The sequence below is a fragment of the Temperatibacter marinus genome, from assembly GCF_031598375.1.
GTDB classification, from domain to species: Bacteria; Pseudomonadota; Alphaproteobacteria; order Sphingomonadales; family Kordiimonadaceae; genus Temperatibacter; species Temperatibacter marinus.
On sequence record NZ_CP123872.1, the window covers coordinates 654,578 to 678,441 of the forward strand.

Annotated in this window: 21 protein-coding genes; 9 read left to right on the plus strand and 12 right to left on the minus strand. The window is 38.8% G+C overall.

Annotation, left to right across the window (positions count from 1 at the left end; all coding sequences use genetic code 11):
- Positions 1-8 precede the first annotated feature (8 nt).
- The 6 genes from QGN29_RS02950 to cmk form a co-directional block, all read right to left on the minus strand.
- The gene (locus QGN29_RS02950; RefSeq protein ID WP_310799180.1) at positions 9-1,424 is read right to left on the minus strand and encodes a sigma-54-dependent transcriptional regulator; all 1,416 of its coding nucleotides are present in this window, start codon (positions 1,422-1,424) and stop codon (positions 9-11) included.
- Positions 1,425-1,742: 318 nt separating this feature from the next.
- Entirely contained in the window at positions 1,743-2,477 is a 735-nt protein-coding gene (gene pyrF, locus QGN29_RS02955; RefSeq protein ID WP_310799181.1) for an orotidine-5'-phosphate decarboxylase, read from the minus strand.
- 66 nt (positions 2,478-2,543) lie between these two features.
- Positions 2,544-2,882, minus strand: a complete 339-nt coding sequence (locus QGN29_RS02960; RefSeq protein WP_310799182.1) for a hypothetical protein — start codon at positions 2,880-2,882, stop codon at positions 2,544-2,546.
- 100 nt (positions 2,883-2,982) lie between these two features.
- Positions 2,983-3,261 (minus strand): integration host factor subunit beta, encoded by a 279-nt coding sequence (gene ihfB, locus QGN29_RS02965; RefSeq protein ID WP_310799183.1) that lies wholly within the window; start codon positions 3,259-3,261, stop codon positions 2,983-2,985.
- A gap of 304 nt (positions 3,262-3,565) precedes the next feature.
- A complete protein-coding gene (gene rpsA, locus QGN29_RS02970; protein ID WP_310799184.1) occupies positions 3,566-5,266 on the minus strand; it encodes a 30S ribosomal protein S1 in 1,701 nt (566 codons plus the stop codon).
- 195 nt (positions 5,267-5,461) lie between these two features.
- On the minus strand, positions 5,462-6,094 hold the full coding sequence (cmk, locus tag QGN29_RS02975; RefSeq protein ID WP_310799185.1) for a (d)CMP kinase: 633 nt from the start codon (positions 6,092-6,094) through the stop codon (positions 5,462-5,464).
- A 77-nt stretch (positions 6,095-6,171) separates the two neighbouring features.
- Between cmk and QGN29_RS02980 the strand changes: the two genes are divergently transcribed.
- Entirely contained in the window at positions 6,172-7,071 is a 900-nt protein-coding gene (locus tag QGN29_RS02980; RefSeq protein ID WP_310799186.1) for a TylF/MycF/NovP-related O-methyltransferase, read from the plus strand.
- Between the two features lie 86 nt (positions 7,072-7,157).
- Positions 7,158-7,796, plus strand: a complete 639-nt coding sequence (locus QGN29_RS02985) for a hypothetical protein (protein WP_310799187.1) — start codon at positions 7,158-7,160, stop codon at positions 7,794-7,796.
- Between the two features lie 19 nt (positions 7,797-7,815).
- Here the strand turns inward: QGN29_RS02985 and QGN29_RS02990 are convergent, their stop codons facing one another.
- From QGN29_RS02990 to QGN29_RS03000, 3 genes are read right to left on the minus strand one after another with little or no spacing between them, the layout of a single operon-like run.
- Complete coding sequence (locus tag QGN29_RS02990; protein WP_310799188.1) at positions 7,816-9,453, minus strand: hypothetical protein; 1,638 nt, start codon at positions 9,451-9,453, stop codon at positions 7,816-7,818.
- The gene (locus tag QGN29_RS02995) at positions 9,450-10,574 is read right to left on the minus strand and encodes a DegT/DnrJ/EryC1/StrS family aminotransferase (RefSeq protein ID WP_310799189.1); all 1,125 of its coding nucleotides are present in this window, start codon (positions 10,572-10,574) and stop codon (positions 9,450-9,452) included. Before QGN29_RS02995 ends, QGN29_RS02990 begins: the two co-directional genes overlap by 4 nt.
- A complete protein-coding gene (locus QGN29_RS03000; RefSeq protein WP_310799190.1) occupies positions 10,571-11,530 on the minus strand; it encodes an NAD-dependent epimerase/dehydratase family protein in 960 nt (319 codons plus the stop codon). Before QGN29_RS03000 ends, QGN29_RS02995 begins: the two co-directional genes overlap by 4 nt.
- A gap of 245 nt (positions 11,531-11,775) precedes the next feature.
- On the opposite strand from QGN29_RS03000, the gene QGN29_RS03005 reads away from it, so the two are divergent.
- From QGN29_RS03005 to QGN29_RS03030, 6 genes are all read left to right on the plus strand, one after another.
- A complete protein-coding gene (locus QGN29_RS03005) occupies positions 11,776-12,576 on the plus strand; it encodes an N-acetylneuraminate synthase family protein (RefSeq protein WP_310799191.1) in 801 nt (266 codons plus the stop codon).
- A gap of 12 nt (positions 12,577-12,588) precedes the next feature.
- A complete protein-coding gene (locus QGN29_RS03010) occupies positions 12,589-13,608 on the plus strand; it encodes a glycosyltransferase (protein WP_310799192.1) in 1,020 nt (339 codons plus the stop codon).
- Positions 13,609-13,672: 64 nt separating this feature from the next.
- On the plus strand, positions 13,673-15,061 hold the full coding sequence (locus QGN29_RS03015; RefSeq protein WP_375164666.1) for a formyltransferase family protein: 1,389 nt from the start codon (positions 13,673-13,675) through the stop codon (positions 15,059-15,061).
- Between the two features lie 10 nt (positions 15,062-15,071).
- Positions 15,072-15,788: a class I SAM-dependent methyltransferase gene (locus tag QGN29_RS03020; protein ID WP_310799194.1), complete on the plus strand. Its 717-nt coding sequence runs from the start codon at positions 15,072-15,074 to the stop codon at positions 15,786-15,788.
- Positions 15,789-15,930: 142 nt separating this feature from the next.
- Positions 15,931-18,210: a sulfotransferase domain-containing protein gene (locus tag QGN29_RS03025; protein WP_310799195.1), complete on the plus strand. Its 2,280-nt coding sequence runs from the start codon at positions 15,931-15,933 to the stop codon at positions 18,208-18,210.
- A gap of 52 nt (positions 18,211-18,262) precedes the next feature.
- A complete protein-coding gene (locus tag QGN29_RS03030; protein WP_310799196.1) occupies positions 18,263-18,994 on the plus strand; it encodes a sulfotransferase family protein in 732 nt (243 codons plus the stop codon).
- Between the two features lie 16 nt (positions 18,995-19,010).
- On the opposite strand, the gene QGN29_RS03035 is transcribed toward QGN29_RS03030, so the two are convergent.
- Positions 19,011-19,697 carry a putative capsular polysaccharide synthesis family protein gene (locus QGN29_RS03035; protein ID WP_310799197.1) on the minus strand — a complete coding sequence of 229 codons (687 nt, stop codon included), beginning with the start codon at positions 19,695-19,697 and terminating at the stop codon, positions 19,011-19,013.
- A 194-nt stretch (positions 19,698-19,891) separates the two neighbouring features.
- Here QGN29_RS03035 and QGN29_RS03040 point away from each other — a divergent pair, with 194 nt between their 5' ends.
- On the plus strand, positions 19,892-20,860 hold the full coding sequence (locus QGN29_RS03040; protein ID WP_310799198.1) for an NAD-dependent epimerase/dehydratase family protein: 969 nt from the start codon (positions 19,892-19,894) through the stop codon (positions 20,858-20,860).
- 10 nt (positions 20,861-20,870) lie between these two features.
- On the opposite strand, the gene QGN29_RS03045 is transcribed toward QGN29_RS03040, so the two are convergent.
- On the minus strand, positions 20,871-22,517 hold the full coding sequence (locus QGN29_RS03045; RefSeq protein ID WP_310799199.1) for a tetratricopeptide repeat protein: 1,647 nt from the start codon (positions 22,515-22,517) through the stop codon (positions 20,871-20,873).
- A 36-nt stretch (positions 22,518-22,553) separates the two neighbouring features.
- A complete protein-coding gene (locus QGN29_RS03050) occupies positions 22,554-23,858 on the minus strand; it encodes a glycosyltransferase family 2 protein (RefSeq protein ID WP_310799200.1) in 1,305 nt (434 codons plus the stop codon).
- Positions 23,859-23,864 lie beyond the last annotated feature (6 nt).

Sequence of the window (23,864 nt, forward strand, 5' to 3'; positions counted from 1 at the left end):
AGGGTGTGTTAGCTAACGGCCATGCCGATGTCTTTGCACCAGCTTTCCCGTTTCCGGTAAATCGTCGATGGGCTAATGCCTAGAGATTCAGCAGCCTTAGGAATCGAGCCGCCTTTCGCTCTAATCCGACTTTCAATAATCCAGCGCTCAAACTCTTCAAGTTTACACGTATGTGCAGAAAATTCCTCTGCATTTGCTGCTTGCTGCAAATGTATTGAGACAACATTTGTCCCTAAGAAATCATCATCTTTCATAGTTGTAAAAGGCGGTATGAAATTTTTGCCATATTCTTTACGCTGGCTTACTAATGTCGAAAGCCATCGCTTCAATTCATGAACATTTCCGGGCCAGTTATGATCTTTCAATTTCTTAATTAAAGCCGGCGCTAAATTAACGGGGGCAGTATTTTCTTCTTCTGCAATCTCTCGTAAAAAATGATTAGCCAGAGCTAATACGTCACTGCCTCTATCTCTAAGAGGAGGCATCACAACAGGTAGCAAAGACAAGTAACTATAGAGGCTTTCCATGAAATTGCCTCTCCAAACCTGAGATTTCAAATTCATCACAGATCCCGTAATGATCCGCACATCCATATTCTCTTCACTTGAAGATAAACCATGGCCTTCTAATTTTCCTGTCTGAATGAAATCCATAAGCTGTTCCTGAACGTCCATCGGTAACTTATCAACTTCATTCAAGAATAATGTACCGCCGTTGGCTTTTCGGAGCACTGACTTTTCACCATCAAGATGGTTTCCATCGACAGTGTTATCACCAAAGAGGGTAACTTCTAAAAGACCCTTCTGAGCCAGAGAGGCACAGTCAACGGCAATGAAAGGCTTACTGGCGCGCGGACTAGCAGCATGCACTGCAGTAGCACACCTCAACTTCCCTGTTCCTCTTTCACCTGTAATATAGATAGGGCTTTCACCGCTCGCGACGTGGCGGATGGTCTTGTAAACTGTTTGCATCGCAACCGAACTGCCAATCAAACCATGAAACCCTGTCAAATCACTCTCTTCGCTGTATCTTTTGATCACAGCCTTCATCGAAACCCTTTCCAGAACATTGTGGACGGTGGTGAGCAGACGGAGATCACTGACAGGTTTTATCAAGTAATCCGAGGCCCCTTTTTTCATAATTTGAGTGATCAATTTTTGCTCTTGCTGACTTGCCAGCATGAGTAAACTAATATGGAATTGTGAATCGTTGCAGGCTGCTAATAAAGAGGTCAATCCTGCTTGCCCAATATGGCTATCAGCAACGACAAGGCTAAAATCATGATTAGAGAGAAGATCAAGAGCATCTGGAGCACTGCGACTGAGTGTGACTTTATAGCCGTCAGATTCAAGGTGTCCCTTATACAATTGTGCCAGAGCTGCGATCGGTTCAATTATCAAAATTTTACGCGCTTGTTCTAACATATGACATCTCCCTCAATGGTCTACAATGATACAGATTGCTCAAAGCAATCCCCCATATTGATTTCCCCATGTGAATACAGATATTCTAGAAGCAACTGTATACGATTTTCATCGATAGTTTAATAATATTACATTTTTATTAACTATAGCAATCATAAATTACTCATTTTTACTTAATTTTGAATAATTATACCCCAAACAAAGGAATACAGCCATTTAGAGTAAAGTGATCTTTTCTCGGGAGTCTCCAAAATTGGCCTGATCCTAACACTGACAAGGTCCATACTAGGCCGAATCGGGTACGTAATAAGTTTTTTGCTAGTCGCTGACTAAGGACGCTGCAATGGCTTTCGCTGCTGCCACAGGATCTTTAGCTTGAGTGATTGGACGTCCAATTACAAGGATATTTGCACCTGCCTCTACAGCCTCGGCAGGAGTCATAACACGTTTTTGATCCCCCTTAGCGCTGCCCATAGGTCGGATGCCTGGCACAACAAGCTGGAACTCATTGTCCGTGGCTTGTCTAGCGATAGTAATTTCCATAGGACTGCAAACCATGCCGTCCAGTCCATTTCCATGCGCAAGGGTAGCGAGACGTTTCACTTGATCTGAAACACGATCTTGAACACCAATCGACAGCATATCAGCATGATCTAAACTGGTTAAAATGGTCACACCAGCGATAAGAGGTTTTGTTAGCCCGTATTTTTCAGCTTGCTCTGCAGCGGTTTCACTGGCCCGGCGCATCATTTCGGGACCACCTTGAGTATGAATGGTCAATATTTTTGGGCCCAGCGGCGCAACAGCACGTATGGCGCCTGCGACAGTATTGGGAATATCATGGAATTTGAGATCAAGGAAAATAGGCATACCTGTCGCAGCGACATGCTTATAACCTTCTGCGCCGTTTGCGCAATAAAACTCCAACCCGAGTTTTATCCCCCCCACATGACCTTTCAATCGGGTGGCTAGAGAAACAACGTCATCCACATTAACACTATCCAGGGCACAATAAATACGGTCTTTAGGGGCCATGATTAGATCTGATGTCATTGCGATCTCTCCTTGTTTACTCTGTTGGCTCGGTGATACCCATCCTCATACAAGAAGACAAGGGATTTATTCTTTCGCAGCCTCAGAGACTGCTTTGTAACTCTTTTCTGCTGACTGGACAGTCTCTTCTTCCTCTTGAACTTTCAAGCGTGTTTTTAAAAGGTCTGCTTCGCGTTCTGCTTTGCGTCGAGTGGTAAAGCTTTTTAAGCGAGTCCAAGAAAGGGCCATACCTGTCAGCAACACCCCTGTAAAAATACCTGAGAAGAAAACAATGTAAACGGCGCTTTCAATAGAAAGATCCGTAAAAGGCACAGCGATAAAGACACTATCACGATTAAACAGGGAAACTGTGACGAGAAGAGCCGCAAAAAGAACCCAGAAGAGACGGTAGAGAAATTTTATCATGATGATCTATACAGGCTACGGTTGGTTTGCATCCTTCTTTAGAAGGACTTAGATAACAAAAAGGCACCAATCCGGTGCCCTTCCTCAGACGCGATGTCTATTATTTATTCAAACGTTCGCGTAAATCTTTTCCAGTTTTGAAATAAGGAACATGCTTCGCTTCGACTTGAACTTGCTCCCCTGTGCGAGGGTTTCTGCCAACACGGGCTTCCCGTTTTTTAACTGAAAAGGCACCAAAACCGCGCAATTCAACTCTATCCCCATTTGATAGAGCTTCTGTGATTTCATCAAAAATTGATGAGACCAACTGCTCGACATCTCTATGATAAAGATGAGGATTTTCATCTGCGATTTTATTTATTAGCTCGGACTTAATCATTCCGTATCCCTCCACTGACTCAGTTATAATATGTCTGAAATCTTGCGGTGATCGTGCCAGATTTATTTATTGTCGTCAAGAAAGTCGCTTAAAATCAATGACTTTTGCGCTTTTATGGAGGCTGAAGCATAAAAATCTCATAGAAATGGACTGAAAAAGCTACTTCTATGGGTTCCCAAATAAGGCGAATCGCCTATTTCTCTATACCTGCTAACCCATTAATTTCAGGGAAAATCACTAGAAAGACAAAAAGGGCCGCCCCAAAAGGCGACCCAATTATTTTTTCAAAATTAAGCTTTAAAGCTTATTCGTCGCCTTTAAGCGCTGCGCCGAGGATGTCACCAAGTGACGCACCACTATCGGCAGAACCGAACTGAGCAACAGCTTCTTTTTCGTCAGCAATTTCAAGAGCTTTGATAGATAGATTTACACGACGACCATTACGATCAACATTTGTAACCATCGCATCTACTTTATCACCCACAGAGAAACGCTCTGGACGCTGGTCATCACGGTCTTTCGCAAGATCACCACGACGGATGAAGGCTTGTGAACCACTATCGCCAATAACAACTTCAAGGCCGTTCTCTGTCACTTCAGTAACAGATGCTGTTACTGAAGCACCTTTCTTAAGATTTGCAATCTCAGCAAACGGATCGCCTGCAAGTTGCTTAATACCAAGAGAGATACGCTCTTTTTCCATATCAACGTCAAGAATAACAGCTTTAACTGTTTCGCCTTTTGTGAATTCTTTAATAGCTTCTTCGCCGCTCTGATCCCATGAAAGGTCAGATAGGTGAACCATGCCATCAAGATCGCCGTCAAGACCAATGAAGAGGCCGAATTCAGTGATATTCTTAATTTCACCTTCGATCTCTGTTCCAACAGGGCATTTCTCAGCGAATGATTCCCAAGGATTAGACTGACACTGCTTAAGACCAAGGCTGATGCGACGCTTAGAAGCATCAACGTCAAGAACCATAACTTCAACTTCCTGAGAAGTAGAAACGATCTTACCTGGGTGTACATTCTTCTTAACCCATGACATTTCAGAAACGTGTACAAGACCTTCTACGCCAGCTTCCATTTCAACGAAAGCACCATAGTCAGTGATGTTTGTAACAACGCCTGTGAATTTAGAACCGATTGGGTAACGGCTGTCGATGCCTTCCCAAGGATCAGACTCAAGCTGTTTCATGCCAAGGCTAATACGCTGTGTTTCAGGGTTGATACGAACAACCTGAACTTTAACAGTCTCACCAAGTGTAAGAACTTCACCAGGGTGGTTAACACGACGCCAAGAGATGTCCGTAACGTGAAGAAGACCATCAATACCACCAAGATCAACGAATGCACCGTAATCAGTGATATTCTTAACAACACCTTCAACTGTATCGCCTTCAACAACTTTACCCATAAGGTCAGCACGCTGTTCAGCACGTGCCTCTTCCATAACAGCACGGCGCGAAACAACGATGTTACCACGACGACGATCCATTTTAAGGATTTGGAAAGGTTGTTTAAGATTCATAAGAGGGGCAACGTCACGGATTGGACGAATATCAACCTGAGAACCAGGTAGGAACGCAACCGCACCGTTAAGGTCAACTGTAAAGCCGCCTTTAACGCGACCAAAGATCACACCATCAACACGCTGGTCAGCTTCGAAGGCTTTTTCAAGCTCAGTCCAAGCTTCTTCGCGACGCGCTTTATCCCGTGACAGGATAGCTTCGCCCATAGCGTTTTCAACGCGATCTACAAAAACTTCAATATTATCGCCAATATTTACATTTGGCTCCTGACCTGCCATGGCGAACTCTTTAAGAGCCACACGACCTTCGGCTTTTAGCCCAACGTCAACAATAGCGAAATCAGATTCTACAGAGATTACTGTGCCAGTAACAACCTGGCCTTCAAAAGAGGCTTCTGGTGCAAATGATTCATTCAGAAGCGCTTCAAACTCATCACGAGTAGGGTTTGTCATACTAATCGTACTTTCAATCATGACCAAATAACCGACGGATCAAGTTATTCAGAAATGTTCATGCCGACTAGGGTTTTGAAAGAGCACTATGCCCTTTCTATCTAGCGGACTTCCCCTTTCCATTATTGGAACTTTGGGGCGTTAAAAAATAATAAAAACCCAGCCGAAAAAGAGACCCTTTTCAGCTAAGCCCATATGTCTTGTTTTCTGCGGTATTTACTGTGCTGATTGCACAAGCTTCACAGCCACATCAAACACGGCGTCTATATCTAATTTTGTGGTATCTAGCAAGTGCGCATTTTCTGCAGGTTTCAGCGGTGCATCACTTCGGTTCATATCACGGTCATCTCGGGACACGACATCTGCTAAAATTTCATCATAGTCTGCATGCCCAACTCTTTCTTTTTGCTCATGAAATCGCCTTTTAGCACGTTCTTCTGCTGACGCTGTAACAAATATTTTTACAGCCGCCGTCGGACAGACAACTGTACCGATATCGCGCCCATCAAGAACAGCCCCAGCCTTATCTTCTGGGGGCCGACTCGCAAACTGGCGTTGGAAATTGAGCAAATTCGCACGCACTTCAGGAATGGCCGCCACTTGGGAAGCCGCTTGACCCGTTTCTTCACGGCGCAGGTCTGGATCACTTAAAATGTCCAGATCTAGATGCGCAGAAACCTGCGCAGCAAGGGCGATGTCAGAAGGATTGTGCTTCGCGCGCAGCATCGTCAATGCGACAGCCCTATATAAAGCGCCCGTATCTAAATAAGAGAAATTAAAATGTTTTGCCAGACGCTTTGCAAGCGTCCCTTTTCCTGCAGCCGCGGGGCCATCGATTGCTATAATCATAAATTTACCTTATGAATTTGACCTCTTTGATCTCACCAGTATAGTAGACTGACTAACAGGGAAGATGCGAGCGTAAAATGAAAAAATTAATCATCTGGGGTACAGGCTTACTTTCGCGCTCTATCACCCAGTCTTTTGATCTAAACGCAGATTGTTATGTTGATAATAATGCCTCAAATTGGAATCAGACACGACACTCTGTGCCTATTCAAGACCCTGCGTCTTGTGCCTGCGCAGAGAACCAGCTCATCATTGCAAGCATCCATTTCTATGAAATCTATCAACAAGCATTAGAGTTAGGATACCAGAAAGAGAACATTTCCATTGCAACAGAGACCAAGCTCTTATCGCATCAAGAGAGCATCACTCTGATCAGCCACCATGAAAAACATCAGGAGTGGATAGCCACGGAAATAGCAAAATTTCCCAACGAGGTCGTCGACCATACTTCGGATAGAATGAACCATCTTAAATTGGCATGCCAGGCGGCAAAAGTGGATGGCCTTGTCTTAGAATTTGGTGTCTACAAAGGGGCCTCTATCACCCACCTTGCCAAGGAAACTGCCCAGCATGTCTATGGGTTTGATAGCTTTAGTGGTCTACCCGAAGATTGGACTCTCTTTCACAAAAAAGATTTTTTTGATTTACACGGTATAGAACCTGAGGTGTCTGACACTGTCGATCTTGTGAAAGGATATTTTCAAGATACACTACCTGACTTTTTGACAAGACATACCGAGGCCATTCGACTGATCCATTTAGACGCTGATTTATATTCATCGACTAGCTATGTTTTGGAGGCTGTTAAGGATCGTCTTCAAGAAGGAAGTATTCTTATCTTTGATGATTATTTTTATGAGTTAGATTATGATCAGTGCGATTATAGAGCCTTTAATAATTTCCAAACTAAATATAAAATCAAAGTGATCCCTATCTCTATCAGCAAAGGAGGGTCGATCGCTTTTCAGGTTCTCTAGTTCTCCTGGAAATACTTGCATGTTAAGACTATCTGCAATAGCTTGGCTTAATCTTCATTTAACTTTGCTCATAATTAGGATATTAAATGCAAGAATTTATCGTCGCATCATTTGGTGGTTCCGGTTCAAAATTTTTAGTGAAGCAAATTCTCCCATTTTATAATCATTTGGGTTCCAAAGATCCTGATCATTTTCATAAGCATATACGAAATCCAACTATGCATTTCTCAAAACATGCTGTTAAAAAAATTTTATTCATCCACTCAAAACCGAGTGATGCGCTTCAATCTTTCTTCTCCAGACGGGAAAATATCACGCGACAACATGGATTTACACCTCAAAACATCAAAGGCAATCCCAAATGGGTAAAAATTCATTGCCATAATTTATATGGCAGATCTGACAAGATCGATGAGACATGGGACCTAGAGAAATTCATTGCCAATGGGGAAGATTATTTAGATCTAGAGGACTATGTTCAAAACTGGTTAGATTTTAAGAAACAGTCCGTTCTGTTTATTCGTTATGAAAAAATGTGGGATAACATAGATACAATTCAGAAATATTTAGGATTAGATGATAGCTTCAAAGAGCAATTTGCTCCGCAGCTGCCAAGAACATCAATGTCAAATACTCTGAGCTTAAGTCTGATAAATTCTATAGAAAAAATATATAGCCCTGTTACAAAACTCCTTGAGACTTTAGACGATGTAATCATTCGCTAAAATTGAATTTTGATCACTTTCATTGCATTTTTTCCTCAGGGCATGACCACCCTAAGATATCCGCAACCATTGCTCTATCTTCATGGTTTTCACAATTCTTATAAAGATAATGTCTCAAATCCTGAACTGCTTGACCCTCAATATCTTCAGGGCTTAGATTGAGATACTCCGTGCCTTCAGGACTATAAAAAAATGCTGGAGACCTTAATCTTCCATCTTCATGATAAAAAAGTGCCGCTGCCAAAGAATAGATATGTTGCTTATCGTAGTTGATCAATGATCGATCATTCATAAAGCTCTTTTGGGCTGAGATAACCTTCTTTAAATCATCACGACATTCTATTACGTAATGACTATCTAAATAGTCAGCATACAGAGCTAAAGCAGAACAAATAATTGGAATATTCAAATGGATGCATTCTAATCCTATGGTCCCCCAGCGCGTGACGACAGAAATAGAATACTCTTTAGCTAATTCTTGCATACGGCTCTCACAAGAGGAGATAATGATATTCTTATAGTTTTGATAAAGATATTGAAAGAGTTGCCGTTGAAGAAGGCAGTCTTTGTCATGTACTGCATGCTTTATACCTTTAGCATTGGGATGAAATCGGACTGCAATAATAGCATCTGGATGTTCTACTGAAATTGCTTGTACAATTGATTGATAATAATCAAACATATGGATAAAATCATCAATACCATACACAGTGGCTTCATCCGCAAATGAATGCAGAGCTAACACATAAATTTGATCCTCCTTACTCAGTTGCCTTTGCCCCAAAGTTCCCAAAAAGCGCCCCTCTTTATCAAGACTTTTCAACTGGATCAATCCCGTTAACTCTTCATATTTTGCTTCTTTATGCGCCGTATGTTTCGGATCAATACGCATATAATTTAATTGATTATAGTCTTTAGTAACCAGCTCAAGCTTTTGATATGCAGCCTTTGCATGAGTATCCCATATAGAACTGTGATGATTTTTTTTCATGGCTGTAAAGCGACGCGAATGGTGAATTCTGGTAGATTTATTATAATTGAGTTCAGCCCCCCTATAGATTGGGTTGTACATATATTTGTATAATGTCAAAGAGGGGACTTTAGCCTGAATAAAAATATTCTTCAGAGTTGCATGTTCATAACAGTCATGACCATTAAAATAAAAGTGAGGAAAAATATATTTTATAACATCCGTGACAAAATCTACCAACGCCTTATGATAGCAAATAACGCTTGCTAAGGTTTTTATTACCTCATGGGAAACAGGCATTTCGAATGCATTCTCATAGCGCCTTAGGACTTGTTCCCACGCATGAAGGCCGACAGGCAGATTGTTATAGGAATAATTGATTAGGTTTTTGATATTATTTGAGTCTATTGCTTTTTTTTGCATCGTTCTAAATGAGTTCGAACTGCAATATGAATACCCTATGCGAAAGGTACGACTAGATTTTTGATGTCCTTCATACTTAGAAATTGTGAAGAAACTATCGACTTTATTTCCTTCATTTTTAAAATGACATCGAACGAAGAAAAAGTCATTCAAGGTCGTCTTAGTGTTCAAGAAAAGCCTGTCAAATCGTTCTTCATTGTAAAGAACAACTTTTTTATCTTTTAAAAAGACCGCCAATTCTTCAAGTGTTGAATAGTCAATCACTGATCTAACCATTTTTTAATTGTATCAACAATATATTCTATGTGCTCTTTATCTAAGCTTGGATGCAAAGGTAAAGTTAACGCTGTCTTATTGTATTCTAAAGCATTGCTAAAATCATTGCCAAACCGACATTTTTTTTGATCCTTATAAACTGTAAGCTCGCTCAACAAAGGATAATGGTAATAAGCCCCAACTCCTTCATTATTAAGCCATACGAGCAAGTCATCTCTATTTTTTTTGACTGTAATAATACAAAGATTAAAGGCCGAGCTTTGCGGATGAGGAATTAAATTTATGTTTGGAATTCCATCTAATAAACCTGCATATGTCTCCCATAGCATCTGACGCTTTGAAACAAACTCATCAAGACGTTTAAGTTGACAAATACCAAGAGATGCAGCAAGACCATTTAAATGATAATTACTGGCAATTTCGGTACAATCATACATTGCCTTTCCAATTCCATTATTTGCATTCCGAATAACACCATTACTTCTGATTTTGGCCAGTTTTTGAGCAAGGTTTTTATCCCTAGTCGTTATCATACCTCCCTCACCCGTCGTCATATTTTTCGCAGGATGGAAACTAAAACTTGCAGCGATAGAAAGCGGGCTAGATCCAATTTTTGTACCATCCTCATAATGACCTCCAACAGCATGTGCTGCGTCTTCAATGAGATGAAGCCCATATCTCTGACATAGTTGATGATAAGCCTCCATATCAATGGAAATCCCTGCAAAATGAACAGGAATAATAGCTTTTGTTCGAGGGGTGATACAGGTTTCAACCTCATGAATACATAAGTTGGGCAGATGGGAGCTTATGTCACAAAGTACAGGCACTGCACCCGTTAGATTGACTGCGGAGGCCGTAGAAACCCACGTGACATTCGGTACGATAACTTCATCTCCATCGCCAATCCCTAAAGCTCTTAAAATGATTTCTAAGCTTGCACTTCCGTTGACACAGGAGATTGAATGCGAGCATCCAATATATTTTGTGAATGCATCTTCAAACTGATCTAGTATGGGACCTCTTGCTAGCCATCCATCTTTTAGTAACTCAAAAACTGCTTCAATTTCCTCATCATCTATGAAATGTTGAGCATAATTTATATTCATGAATTATTTCCAAAAGTGTTATTGTATTCGATCATTTTTGATATACCCTCTTGCAGTGAAACTGTAGGAGACCAATTAATTGCTTTGGAAATCTTATCAATACTCGGGACCCGACGATCAAGGTCTTGATAGCTTGGACCATAAGCAGCACGGTCTACATGAGTAATTGGGTAATTCTCTTGATTTAGCTGTTCGCTCACCACCTGTGCTAGCTGCTTGACAGAATATTCTTCTTTGGGGTTGCCTATATTATAAAATGAGCCGTGAGAGGACTTAGTTTCAATAAGGGAAATAATCCCATTCACAAGATCAGAAACATAGGTAAAGCATCTCTGCTGAGCCCCCTCACCGTGTATAACAATAGGCTTGCCGGATTGGACTTGGTCTATAAATTTTGAAACGACCCGGCCCTTTAAGCGCGGCCCGTAGCAATTAAAAATCCTTATACCGACAAATTCAAGAAGTTGCTCTTGGTGAAGCGCATTGATATAGTGCTCTACCATTGCCTTAGCGCTTGAATAGCACCATCTATTAATGTCCGTTGACCCTAGAATTCGATCACTATCTTCTCTAAAGGGTTGGACTGTGTTTTTACCGTAAATTTCTGATGTTGAAGAGAAAAAGAATAGTTTATTTGTCGCAGTTACTTCTTCTAAAATAGCTAAAGAAGCTTTTAAATTCACCTCAATTGTTTTTCTTGGCAATTGAACATATTGCTGCGGCTCTGCTATGGCGGCTAAATGGATGACAGCATCAGCACTCCTTACAAGCTGCGTAACGAGAGGCTTATTCAGAATAGTATCAATCACTAGTCTGTAGGTCTCCCAATCTCTAAAATGCGTACACCTTTTTTCTTCAAAAAGATCTAGACATGTAACCTCATTGCCTCTTTTGAGAAGTTCTTCAGCCAGATGAGAACCAAGAAAGCCCATACCACCTGTAATCAAATATTTCATCTCTAAACCTCTTGTTGAATACTGATGAACCATCAGCTTAATAATTACGTTCAAAATATATATATATTTTCATGATTGGCTAGAAAATAGATGAATTCTATTGTTAATAGTAAGTTTTTTATAGCTTTTTTCAGTGCTATCATACTTTGATATAGTCTGGACAGGATATGGTTTCGTTGTTAAGTTTTTATCCAAATCAATAATAGTCAGTCCTTTCTGACACGAACAGAAAGATATTTTTACAAATGAAAACGTTACTCATTGCTGAAATAGGAATAAATCATAATGGATCATTTGATATGGGCCGGCGTATCATTGATTCTGCCTATGACTGCGGCGTACAAGCGGTTAAATTCCAAACCTATCGTCCTGAACTCAGATTTAACTCCGACAATCCATTCATTGAGACCTTTGAAAAATATCACCTTCCCTTCGACCAGGAATTGAACTTGTGGCGTCATGCTCAAGATAAAGGTTTAAAAGTGATGACGACACCTTTTGACCTGCCTTCTGTTGAAGATTGTCGATCAGAACATTTAAACGGTGTAAAAATTGCCTCCTTCGAAACCACAAATCTTGAGTTGGTTCGCGGGGTTGCTAGTTTACAACTGCCAACCTACTTTTCTACAGGTCAAAATACACTCAATGAAGTGAAAACTGTGATCGCAACAATACAGTCCTATCATAACGATATTATACCAATGCACTGTATTTCGTCCTACCCTATGGCAAATAAAGATGCGAATTTAGCCGTCATCAAAAAACTACAAACAGAACTCAAAAGAGACATTGGCTATTCAGATCATTCAGTAGGCTATAAAGTGAGCGGTCTAGCTGTCGCGATGGGAGCAACCTGTATTGAAAAGCACTTCACTATTGATAATAGCTTAGAGGGACCTGATCACTCTTTCTCCATGAACCCAGACAGCATGAGGGAATTAGTAGATCATATTACTCTAACAGAAGAAATTATTGGGGACCATTGGATGGGCGTACGCCACTGTGAACAACAAATTCATGATATTGCTCGACGCGTTTCTATTTAGAATAGTTGATTTATGACTTCTCCTTATCTAACAGCCAACATTATTGTCCGCGGATCTATTGCCGAAGGGTGGGGGCATGTGATGCGGGGTGTTACTATTCGTGATTTTCTGAACCATAGGAATATAAAAAATCGCCTCATATTAAGGTTAGATACTCCCCTAGCTCAAGCCTTTAGGGCAATTGATCAAGGTCCTTTTATAATAGAGGATAGTGACAAGAATAATGATGACATTCCATCATGCGATCTCTGTTTCTTAGATCAATATACATATACATCAGTTGAAATTGAGAAACTTCAAAAAAAATCCATGCAACTTATAGTTTTTGATGAGCTTGCAAAAATAAACTTTACAGAACTATTTAGAACCCAGGATCGAATTGTGAGAGCTCAGCTCCTCAAACAACCCAGACACTCAGATAAAGGAAAGTGCAAAATCTACAGTGGCCTTCCATATTTTGTTATCAAAAGAGACTACCCTGATGATATCGTTCATCCTCCCGAGAAGCTATGGGATGTATTGATCGTCCTTGGAGGCGGAGCTGGACATGAAACCATCTATGAAAATTTAGCTAAACAATTCAAAAAGACAGACCCTAAAGGCAACCTAAGAATTAGTATAGTTTTAGGCGCCAATTCTACGCCCACTTTCAGTAACATGATTTCAAAGATTATCCCTAATGCAACTATTCATGGCTATGTGGGCGATTTAATTTCATTAATGAGACAATCAACTGTAGCAATTATGAGTGGGGGCTATTCTAAATATGAAGCCGCCTATGTAGGTTTACCCAGTATTGTATTTGCTGTTCAAGATCATCAAGTAGAAATTGCGAAAGAATTTTGTAGTGCTGGAGGGGGTATTTATGCTGGAGAATGGCATAACCCAGACTCTATAGAAAAGGCTGTAACCCTAGTTGAGCAACTCTTAAGGTCACGGCAAGAGTTGGAGAGAATTTCTACTGCCGCGAAAAAACTTATAGATGGAAATGGATTAGATAGAATTTTAGATAAAAGTTTAAATCATGACTAACGGAAAGACGATACTAATCATTCAGTGTAGGGTGCGATCTACTCGTTTACCTGGAAAAGCGCTTATGCCTTTTCTAGGGAATATGACCATGCTCGATTTCTTACTTACGCGCCTATCAAAACTTGCAAATGTCCAAGAAGTTGTTCTAACGACGGGGAAAGACCCAGCAAATGACCCTATAGAAAAAATTTCTAATAATCATACCATCCAATGCTTCCGCGGCGATGAAGAGGATGTTTTGTCTAGATTTCTAAAGGCCGCAATTGCCACAGACGCTGAGACTATTGTAAGAGTTTGTGCTGATAATCCTCTTACAGACCCGAGGCTCATTGATGAGCTCATTACTTTTTATCATTCTAGGAATGATATTGACCATCTGGCCACCTTTGATCAACCATCCCTGCCTTACGGCGTTGGATGCGCTATCTTCTCACTAGAAGCTCTTAAATTAACGGATAAATCTTGCGGTTTGAACGACCCCTCCCGAGAGCATATTGAGCCATTTATGTTACAGTCGATGGCCATAAAAACATTTCATTACATAGCAAAAACTCAATGCCACTTTCCCGCCCTAAGAGTAACTGTAGACGAAAAAAGAGATTTCGACTTTGTACAGCCCCTCGCAGACGCTTTAGTCCGGCGATTTGGCTTAGATTTTATCACAGAAGAGTTAGTCAATTTAGTTTCAGCCCCTAAAATTGCTTTATTTGCTAATGGTACTTTAGGTCTAAAAGGGGCCCAGTTTTTAAAATCAATCCAGGCAAATATTGCTGTTCTGGTTTTACATCCAAAATCAACTGCTACTGATAGAGAAGAAATAATTGAAACACTAAATTTATCGCCTAGCTCAGTTATAGATTATTCGGAAATTAAAGAGAAAGGCATAGAGTTTTTTGAAGATAACGGTTGCGATATCGCTCTCTCTCTTTGGTCATCCTATATTTTTAAATCAGATCTGATTAAAAAATTTCCCTTGGGGGTCTATAATTTGCATAATTCTCTTCTACCCGCTCTTGGAGGCTCAGGCGCAAATATTTGGACGTTCCTGTTAAATTTGAAAGAAAGTGGTGCATCTTTGCACAGAGTAACAGCTCAAATTGATCAAGGTCCCATCATTGATCAACGTGCTTTTCCAGTCTTAAAGGATGATACGGGAGGGTCATTGTATGACAAACAACAGGCCATGATGCTTGCCCTCCTGAAAGAGAACTGGAAAGATTTATGTATAGGTAATTACAGCTATAAAATTTCTACTGAAGAAGTATCCTACTTTAAAAAGTCAGAGAGAGATGAACAGAAATGCATAGACTTAGCTCAAAATCTTTCAGTAAATGAAATTTTGAATATCATTAGAGGGTATCAGTTCAATGATACAGATTCTGCTTATTTTGTAGATGAGAATGGTCAAAAGTGGAATGTACGTCTTGCCATAACACCACGTGAAGAAAAGTAAGAGAAAAATTATGTTTCCTTCAAATTTCATAAAAATTCTCTCTGATTACAAAAAAGCATTCATTCGTGATTCAAAAGAAAAAAATCATCTTTACAACAATAACTATTCACAAAGAATGGGAGATTTTTCTCAAAAATCTCTATGGAAAGAAGAAGCAAGCAAAGCTTTTGAGGACATCCAAATTTCTTCAAATTTCAGGGCGCTGGACATTGGCTGTAATGATGGTAGTGGTACCGAAATACTGTCGTCTCTGCTAGATGTTTCTTTTGAGGGCATAGATATTTCCACGGCTGCTATCGATTCTGCTCATAAAAACTTTCCAAACAAAAAGGATAAATTTCAGACCTATGACGGCGAAAACATACCTTTTTTAGAGAATAGTTTTGATGTCATATGCTGCATGCATGTCATTGGCCATGTCAAAAACGTCAAAACATTCCTTTCCGAAATCAGGAGAGTCATGAAGCCAAATGGAACAGTTGTGATCATTACACCCAACGCTCAATATAAAATATTTTCGATCGTCGATAGCTTGATGAATAATTACAATCCCGATCCAACTGTCAGAAATTATTTTTTCCCTAAAGACTTTAAAGACATCGCTCAGTCCGCCGGGTTCAATAGTGTCTCGACTCAACGATTTGGAGAGAAACCCCTCCTTCTTTCTTGGCTACCATCAGAGTCTGACTATGGACGGATCAGAGTTATCCTCACAGCTACGAAATAATTCTCTGGAAACTCATCCAATCCGTTGAAGCTCTGTCAAAGTCATATCTAGAGGAAGATGCATTTGGCATTATTTTTGAATAAAAACTTCTCTAGACCATTGAAATAAAATAGAGTTATTAAAAGACACTTTGGGGATTCTCATGACATCGATTGATTATTATGTATTTTATCATAATGAAGAAAAAAAGGAGGAGGCTCTTTATGGTCAATCATGTCCTGAAATAGATTTCATTAATCTAAACGAACTCCCCTTACCTAAAGAGTTTAAAATCCGTGGTCTCGACACCATTGTAAATAAAGCAATATTTTCAGAATATCTAGGCCTGCTCTCTATAGAGCCTCAAGCTGACTTTATATTCTGCGCAACCTATTCTATTCCCATAAAATTCTCTGCCAAATGGCGTCAAGAAAGCGACACGAAGATTTTTCTGCCTGCTGTCCGTTTTGAAGATATTACCTCTTTAGACATTGATCCTGCTTGCATCTATAGTGTTGAAGTTGGTAATATAACGCTTATAGAGTCAGAGGAAATGCTTGATATCATCAATCAATTTAGCATGTCTGAAAAGATACCTCGTGGCCCATTCAAAGGCACTTTTATCGTGCCAAAAGCTATTTTCTTCGAGTTACAAAACTGGTTGAAGGAAGTCACTCTCTATTTGCTCAAGACTTACCCTCTTGAAAGTCTTAAATCACAATCTAGTAAGTTCGATGAAAGCTCTATCGCAAACCGATCTAACCAGCAAAAAGAAATTGATGCACTCAGACATAAATATGGATTCCTCTTAGAGCGGGCCGTTGCATATTTTTTAGGCGCCTATTCAGAAAATAATTCTATCCCTATCAAGTTGCTAGGAGAGGAAATCATAAAACAGAAAGGGAAAATGGATCTGCTTACTAAAATTGACCGCTTTGCTATCAATAACACGATAGCTCTTTCCTTTGGTGATAGTAATTATGCTGATGTATCAGAAAAATGGATACAAACTGTAATCAATTCCGGTGTGAAAAATTACATTTTTATCGCTTTAGATGCTGAGCTATACGAATCCTTCATTCACAAAGGTTATAATGTTGCTCTTCATCCCTTTTCAGGGGGCCTGGGTGACCTCTGGGTATTCCGTCTGGAAACAATACAAATAATATTAGAAGCAGGCTTTAACACACTTCATTCAGATGCTGATGCATTCTGGGTTAAAAACCCTATGTCGCTCATAGATGATTTGGAATTTGACATCATCGCTTCGCAAGGAACGATTTTCCCAAGGGATGTACTAGCAGATTGGGGCCATGTAATCTGTTGTGGGTTTTTATATTTTAAAGCTTCCCTTAAAACACTCTGTTTTTTCCAAGACCTTTTACCACTTTCTAGAAAAGTTAAAGACGATCAAATTGCTGTTAATAGACTGCTACGAGAGATGTCAACCTCTTGGGACAGACAGAATAACAGCAACTACTCATTATCCATTAAAGACACAATTTTTGATTGTTATCACAACCCTTTAAAGGGCGAGACTAAATGCGGCCTTAAAGTTAAGCTTATACCTCACAAACAGGTACAAAGGTTATATGAAGAAAGACGAGAAGAAGCCTATGTTTATCATTTGCTCTCAGAAAAAAATGAGCAGTCAAAAATAGAAGTGTTTGAGCAAATAGAAAACCAGCTCCAATCTAGTCCCAATAAACAAATCAATTATGACTCTAATGTTATCTGGCTTGCTTCTTTCCCAAGGTCTGGAAACACTTTGATGCGCACAATCTTTAAGCATAATTTTGGCTTAGATAATTACTCATTGTACAATGATCGCCTTGATATTGGTAAGTATGAGAGTCTTAGAGAGTTTGTAGGACATAAAGACGGGGAATGGGAGTGCATTAACGAGGAATATTATCAATATCCAAAATATCCAGAGGCCATGGAAAATTTACCCTCTTCTCATCCTACAATTATCAAAACACACTCTCAATTTGGGCCCTTCTATACACATGCTAAAGTTATTTATGTTGTGAGAGATCCTAGAGCAGCTATTAGCTCAGCTGTTTCTTATAGAAAACAATTTACGCACCCCCATAAATCTAGAGATGAGCTACTAGAAGAATTCTTAAAGAGGGGAGACCTTCAATCTGGTCATTGGGATGATCATTATACGAGCTGGATAGAAAATTCAAAAAATATTCTAATCATAAAATTTGAAGACATTTTGGAAGAGTTTGATCAAGTCCTTGCAAGAATTAGTGAATTCATAGAGATTTCCCCTAAAAGGATGACTCTCACAGACTTCAACCAGTATAAAAAAGTCAATCCACATTTCTTTAGAAAAGGAAAAAAGAACAGTTGGCAGGAAACATTCACAAAAGACCAAATTTCTAAAATAAATAAAAAAAGCGAAAAAGTAATGAAAAAACTCGGCTATTCATAAACTATAGGTGTCTACAGCAAACATCGTCATTATTCAATTTAGGTAAGTTTCAATGAAAATAAGTATAGAAACAATTTTCCCACATGGATCACCGAAAGATCATTACGATTTTGTTTTTCATTGGTCTAAAAAGCTAAAAATCATCTATCTAGCGTTACCTAAAGTCGCAAGCTCCTCAATCATTCGTTTTCTTCAATTAAATGAAACCAATGGGGATGGAAGTGTTTTTAATTTTAAACCCCATGATAAAATTAATTCCCCCTTACTTTCCCCGAGCGATAACTTTGACGGTTTTAAAAGTTTAGTTGCTGATCCAGATTGCTTTCTTTTTACCTTTGTAAGAAACCCTTACGATAGAGTTCTATCTGGGTACCTAGAAAAAATTGCTAAAGCTTCTAATCGCCATGACCCTCGAGTTCTAAAGCTTGGTCTTGATGGTGTTGATATACCATCCTTTCACGATTTTCTGCTGGCTTTAGAAAAACAAGGATTTCCTACCATGGATAGACATTGGAAACCACAACACTTAATCGCGCGACCTCAAGCTATTCGATATGATCTTATAGGAAAGTTAGAAAGTTATGAAAATGATATGGCCACACTTTTAAAAAGAACAGGGTTAACACAATTCATAAGTGCTGAAAAGGAAGGGGTAGAGCATGCAACTTCAGCTCGAACATTGAAAGAAAAATATTATGGTGCAAAAGAGATCGCTTTAGTGAATAAGCTATATGAGCAAGATTTTAAACTCTTTGATTATTCCATGCTCACTGAATCATTTTGAAGGCGTCTTCAAATTTTCAACTCCACTTTTCAATAAATGCCTGCCTCTCTATATCATTATAAAAATACTGCATAGAGGTACAGTGATAGACTAAATCCAATATCTCTTCTGTTGGTTTAAACTTTTCTAAAAATTCCTTGTAATGAGAAGCATACCATTTTTGTGACGACATGTTAATGTGCGGTAATTCAAAATCAGGGATTTTTAGAAATCTCCTTATAGCCATATCAATATTAGAGATATCTTCAAACCGATAACAGAATAGATTTATATTTCCTTTGTGAAGGGTTAGATGTCCTTTTTGATGAGGAAAGACATGGTCAAAAAGGTCTAGATCAACTATATTATTAAATCGAGTGAACCAAGGTAGGACAGTATTTTTCAAATTAAAGACATATTTACTTTCAAAAAAACTAACGAATTCATCTACAGATTTATTCTTTAAGTGCTCTTGTTCTCCCATGTAATAATATTTACCGGCTTTATCACAATTTTGAAAAAAGGCACTGATTGTCTTTCTCAATAAATCACGGATTCCAGTAATAATATAGACTTCTTCATCAGTTTCAGCGTAGTCTTTTAAAATAGATTCAGCAATCCCATGTGAATGAACATGCGATTTATAGACAGGGGTATGTGTTGTTAATTGTCGACTGATTGAAAGAGATCCAACTTTTCCCATCTGATAGACTAAAATTTTCATCGCATACTTCCTGATTTTTTGCCTCATAGTCTCTTAAAGCAAATATTAAGCCATGTCACTGAAATCATATTTCATTATCGGCCTAAGGCCTATAAAAGACCCTCAATGCCCTCTTAATAAATTGGGTAAGAATTGAAGTTAGGCATGATACTTGCTAAGTCTATTCAATATAAATTCCATGGGAAAGGTATAGTATGAGAAAAGCATTAGTTCTGGGTGCAGGTGGATTTATCGGATCACATCTTGTTAATCGATTAAAGTCTGAAGGCTTTTGGGTAAGAGGTGTTGATTTAAAATTCCCTGAGTATGCTGATACACAAGCTGATGATTTTGTTATTGCTGATCTAAGAGATCAACAGATATGCCGAGCAGTGATCGATCAAAAGTTTGATGAAATTTATCAACTAGCTGCTGATATGGGAGGAGCCGGATATATTTTCACTGGTGAAAATGATGCTGATATTATGCATAACTCAGCAACAATAAATTTAAACATTCTTGAAACAGCTAGAAAAAGAAACTGTCAAAGGATATTTTATTCTTCATCTGCATGTATTTATCCTTCGCATAATCAAGAAGACCCAGATAATCCAAATTGCGCAGAAGATAGCGCTTATCCAGCAAACCCAGATAGTGAATATGGGTGGGAAAAATTATTTTCTGAACGCTTATACCTTTCTTACGCTCGCAATTATAATATGGAATGCCGTGTCGCAAGATACCATAATATTTTTGGTCCAGAGGGAACGTGGACAGGCGGAAAAGAAAAAGCTCCGGCCGCGTTATGTCGTAAAATTGCGGAAGTTCCTGATGGTGGTGAAATTGAAGTCTGGGGACCTGGTACCCAGACTCGTTCATTCTTATATATAGATGAATGCTTAGACGGCACCATTAAACTGTTACGTTCAGATAAACTAGGGCCGTATAATATTGGTTCAGAAGAAATGATATCGATTAATAACCTGGCTAAATTGATTGCAGAACTCTCTGGTAAATCTATCACTATAAATAATATTCCAGGACCAGTTGGTGTGAATGGTAGAAATTCAGATAATAAATTAATTCAGGCTGAATTAGAATGGGCACCAAGTAAAACTCTTAAAGAAGGGCTCTCAAAAACCTACCAATGGATTAACAACCAAGTTCACAAGAGCAATCAATAAGAGTACCCTTTTAACCGATCATATGAGGCTTTAAAATATCCTCCAAGGCCTCATAGGAATTTTCCGAGAGACTCATATTCAAAAAATCTACAGGTGTTCCAAAAATGGCATAATTATCAGTCTCTTTATGATATTGCATAATCCACGACTTTGCATTGGTAACAACGACCATAGGGCACCCAACGGCATAAGCTAACATTTGTGATGTTGTTACTGGGCCAATACTCGCATCCATCAAAGAAAGTAATGCAAGGTTTGCATCAATATTATTTTTGAAATCAATATCGTTCATAAAATGTACATTTGAGAGGGAATTAAGATTATTTTTTTCTTCTTCTGAATAGACATATTGAATGACATAAAAATCAGCCTCTATTTTACTGAGCGCCTTTTTCAATAACTCTGTATCAAGATATAACCCTTTTCGGGCACCTTTAATGTTTTGACTTTTCCAAGATAAAGCAAAACGTGGGCGGCTTTTAGATCCTAGACGACTTCTGAACTCCGCCTGTAGTTTGGAATCAATTTTTAAGTACGCGCCTTTAAACTCCATAAAGTCGTCGAATTTCTTGACAAAATACCTCATAAGTGACCCAAGATAGATAGAGTTGTCTATTTCAGCTTTAACAGAATCAAGTGACGGAATCTTTCGTTTTTTATAGCCAGATCGATCATCATCAACATAGGATAAAATTTCCACCTCCGGAAATGATCGTGCATAGGCATCTTCAAGTCTTGGGTCACATAATAAAAATACTTTTTTAGCTTCTTTAAGGAGCTTAGGTAAAAAAGAAGCAAATAAAAGTTCGTCGCCAATACCTTGCTCACTTAAAATCAAAATTGTTTTGTCCGTGATAGGATTGTCTTCTATGGCAGGGATAGAATGCTCATAAGTAAGAAATTTGACTGAACCCAATTGAGCTGCATGACGGGATTCATAATAATCCATCATATTAATAAATAATTTGGGACCAATAAATTTACATTTCGGCAATAGGTATAAAGCAAATGATACTGCCACCTGTGGGTTTTCAGGAGTCAATTTTATTGCCTTCTGATAATAAGCTTTAGCCTCAGCCAACCCATGATATGAAAGAGCCAAATTATGGCAAATATCAGCATTTTCAGAATCAAGTTCATGCGCCTGTTTTAAAAACACTCTACCATTCTCAGTATCGCCTCGATATTCTAGTAAATAAGTCCCTAATAAATCCCACATCTTTGCATATTCCGGAAAATGCTGAAGAGTGGAAGTGAGTAATTCAATAGCCTGATCAACATCACCTTTTTCAGCTTGAGCGATTGCTAAATGAAGGTAATTTGTTTGCTCTGAAGGATTTATCATGCATGCTTTCGAAAATGCTTTCTCCGCCATTTCCGGCATATTAAGTTGAAGAGCGGCTTTTCCAGACAATTGATAAATTAATTCAGTTTCACCCATGACCTGAGCAGCATCTTGAATAATATCGATAACTTGCTGACTCTCATTCATATCTAATAAAGCGAACCCTACAACAACAAGGATGTCTTCTGTTTTAGAACTGGTAAGCCAGAGCTGTTTAATTTGATCGACGATCACGCATTGATTTACCTTGCCCGATCGATGCCTATCAATAAGATCTGTAAGTTTCTTTAATGTCTTTCTCTTATTCATCATACGGCACTCTATTAGTCTCTCTTGCCAAAACAGCAACTATAATAGCTTTAAATTAGATATAGCTTTCAGGGCGCTTTTAAGGACATAAGAATATTTATGCTTGGGATTATGTCTTTTATGAAAGTGCCATGCAGGTGCAATAGCTCCTAAGCTTTTGATATTTGTTAAATAATCCCAAACACTGGATAAAGATTGTTTATGATCGAAAAACACATGATGGCTACCCGTAGTTTCTTCAGTATGTTCCACAGAAAAATATATCTTTGCAGTGACTTTAAGAGCATAGCCTTGGTTTTTTATTCTAAGTGAAAAGTCTGAATCCCCCCAATATTGGGGAAATAAATCTGTATCGATGCGGGGGACACTAGATAAGATTTCTGAACTGAACAAGGTACACCTTCCAAACAATGTTTCTACAGTGATTGTCCTTCCTTCTTTTCTAAATAAACTTTCTGCTTGTTCAAACCGATATAAAGTATGGCCTAATTCTCCAGAAGCAATTGCTTCTGTTCCAGAAATTGACATAGGCGCCCAGCATGTACCTCTATCTTTTAAAGCTTGTAGTAATATTTGCTCTAAGGTGTTGGGCTCCAAGAATACATCATTATTCATAAACAGAAAAAAATCTTCAGAATTTATCGTTTCTCGAATAAAATCGAGGCCTTTATTAATAGCACCTCCCCACCAAAGGCTGCCATCGCCTGTCAACAAAGTGCACTCCGGATAATGGTCAGCTATTGCTTTGTCTAAGTGGTCCGTGCTGCCATCATCAACCACAATAATATTTAAAGAATGGAAGATCGTTTGTTTATACAAGAGGTCTAAACATTTACACGTTAATTGACAGCGATTATGAACAGGGATGATAACATGAATAAGCCCTTGAAAATCAGAACTAGAAATTTTCTTTCTATAAAATCCATATCCAAAATATTCAAAATCTTGTTCAAGGTCAGGATGAGTCACTTTAACATCCAAAGGGACGCGAACTATCCCCCCTGGATTTAAACAATCTATAAGATCTTGATCAATTACTTCAGCAATTATGATATCATAATTAGAAGTCTGTTTTTGAACTAAAGATTTAGATCTTTTTTTTAGGAAATTTTCAAGATTTGAATATAGGCCACTCTCCGCGCCTCCCCAGCTGATCGATGGATAGGGTTGAACACTACCCCCAATTGAAAGAAGCATCCTTATTTGCAAAAGATCAGACTCTGATAGAGTTTGCTTACTTTCGTGTTGATGAATATAGGTTAAGTAATCTTCCAGGAATGAAGAGTGAACAGAAGTATCGTTGATTTTTTTAGCCGAATTAATATGTGCAATCATGACGGTCATTTTAAC

Bases quoted from the DNA above. Each gene is read 5' to 3' on its own strand.
- QGN29_RS03035 (WP_310799197.1), bottom strand. From the start codon at position 19,697: ATGAAAATTTTAGTCTATCAGATGGGAAAAGTTGGATCTCTTTCAATC.
- QGN29_RS03005 (WP_310799191.1), top strand. From the start codon at position 11,776: ATGAAAACGTTACTCATTGCTGAAATAGGAATAAATCATAATGGATCA.
- QGN29_RS03025 (WP_310799195.1), top strand. From the start codon at position 15,931: ATGACATCGATTGATTATTATGTATTTTATCATAATGAAGAAAAAAAG.
- QGN29_RS03040 (WP_310799198.1), top strand. From the start codon at position 19,892: ATGAGAAAAGCATTAGTTCTGGGTGCAGGTGGATTTATCGGATCACAT.
- QGN29_RS03030 (WP_310799196.1), top strand. From the start codon at position 18,263: ATGAAAATAAGTATAGAAACAATTTTCCCACATGGATCACCGAAAGAT.
- QGN29_RS02985 (WP_310799187.1), top strand. From the start codon at position 7,158: ATGCAAGAATTTATCGTCGCATCATTTGGTGGTTCCGGTTCAAAATTT.
- QGN29_RS03045 (WP_310799199.1), bottom strand. From the start codon at position 22,517: ATGATGAATAAGAGAAAGACATTAAAGAAACTTACAGATCTTATTGAT.
- QGN29_RS03020 (WP_310799194.1), top strand. From the start codon at position 15,072: ATGTTTCCTTCAAATTTCATAAAAATTCTCTCTGATTACAAAAAAGCA.
- QGN29_RS03000 (WP_310799190.1), bottom strand. From the start codon at position 11,530: ATGAAATATTTGATTACAGGTGGTATGGGCTTTCTTGGTTCTCATCTG.
- QGN29_RS02980 (WP_310799186.1), top strand. From the start codon at position 6,172: ATGAAAAAATTAATCATCTGGGGTACAGGCTTACTTTCGCGCTCTATC.
- QGN29_RS03050 (WP_310799200.1), bottom strand. From the start codon at position 23,858: ATGACCGTCATGATTGCACATATTAATTCGGCTAAAAAAATCAACGAT.
- QGN29_RS02950 (WP_310799180.1), bottom strand. From the start codon at position 1,424: ATGTTAGAACAAGCGCGTAAAATTTTGATAATTGAACCGATCGCAGCT.
- QGN29_RS02960 (WP_310799182.1), bottom strand. From the start codon at position 2,882: ATGATAAAATTTCTCTACCGTCTCTTCTGGGTTCTTTTTGCGGCTCTT.
- QGN29_RS03010 (WP_310799192.1), top strand. From the start codon at position 12,589: ATGACTTCTCCTTATCTAACAGCCAACATTATTGTCCGCGGATCTATT.
- pyrF (WP_310799181.1), bottom strand. From the start codon at position 2,477: ATGACATCAGATCTAATCATGGCCCCTAAAGACCGTATTTATTGTGCC.
- ihfB (WP_310799183.1), bottom strand. From the start codon at position 3,261: ATGATTAAGTCCGAGCTAATAAATAAAATCGCAGATGAAAATCCTCAT.
- QGN29_RS03015 (WP_375164666.1), top strand. From the start codon at position 13,673: ATGCCTTTTCTAGGGAATATGACCATGCTCGATTTCTTACTTACGCGC.
- QGN29_RS02995 (WP_310799189.1), bottom strand. From the start codon at position 10,574: ATGAATATAAATTATGCTCAACATTTCATAGATGATGAGGAAATTGAA.
- cmk (WP_310799185.1), bottom strand. From the start codon at position 6,094: ATGATTATAGCAATCGATGGCCCCGCGGCTGCAGGAAAAGGGACGCTT.
- rpsA (WP_310799184.1), bottom strand. From the start codon at position 5,266: ATGATTGAAAGTACGATTAGTATGACAAACCCTACTCGTGATGAGTTT.